This is a genomic window from Ruminiclostridium papyrosolvens C7 (assembly GCF_000421965.1).
In the GTDB taxonomy this organism is placed as follows: domain Bacteria; phylum Bacillota; class Clostridia; order Acetivibrionales; family DSM-1351; genus Ruminiclostridium; species Ruminiclostridium papyrosolvens_A.
On the sequence record NZ_ATAY01000053.1, the window covers coordinates 1 to 774 of the forward strand.

The 774-nt window shown below is 60.9% G+C and carries 1 protein-coding gene and 1 pseudogene; both read right to left on the bottom strand.

The genetic code is table 11. From position 1 onward, the window contains the following. Positions 1-227: 227 nt before the first annotated feature. Positions 228-503: a hypothetical protein gene (locus tag L323_RS41715; protein ID WP_242835298.1), complete on the bottom strand. Its 276-nt coding sequence runs from the start codon at positions 501-503 to the stop codon at positions 228-230. Between the two features lie 89 nt (positions 504-592). Further along, a pseudogene (locus L323_RS41720) lies at positions 593-774 on the bottom strand (amidophosphoribosyltransferase); the annotation flags it as partial.

A 774-nucleotide genomic window follows, 5' to 3' on the forward strand; every position in this document is an offset into this window, starting at 1 on the left:
AGCAAGGGTTCTTGAACGGCGGCGAGGTGATGCGGACATGCACCTCCGTCGCGCCGGCTTCGCGCAGCAGATTGACGATCCGTCGCGAGGTCGTGCCGCGAACGATCGAATCGTCGATCATCACAACGCGCTTGCCTTCTACAACGCGGCGCACCGCGCTCAGCTTCATCTTTACGCCTTGCTCACGCAGCTCTTGGCTTGGTTGAATGAACGTGCGGCCAGTGTATTTATTTTTTGATCAAGCCCAGCTCGTAAGGGATGCCGGTCTGCTCCGCATAGCCAATCGCGGCGGAAATACTGGAGTCCGGAACGCCGGTGACCACATCTGCGTCGACAAAAGACTCCTGCGCCATCACCTGCCCCATCCGCTTGCGGCTGGCATGCAGGTTCGAGCCGTTCATGTCGCTGTCAGGACGCGCGAAGTAAATGTACTCCATCGCGCACAACGCCTTCCGCTCCGGCTCGGCATAACGCTCCTCGCGGAGGCCGTCCTTATCCAGCACCAGCATTTCACCGGGCTGGATTTCGCGAATCGTCTCCGCGCCAACGACCTCGAACGCGCACGTCTCGGACGAGAACAGGTACGCGTTGCCTAGCGCCCCATCACAAGCGGGCGCAAGCCGTTCGGATCGCTGGCCACGATCAGCTTGTCGTTCGTCAGCAGCAGGAAAGCGAAGCCTCCAACCAGCTGACGAAGGGCGTCCTTTGCCGCCTCGACGAAATCCTTCGGCGAGCGGGCGATCAAGTGCGCGATCACTTCCGTATCGCTGGTCG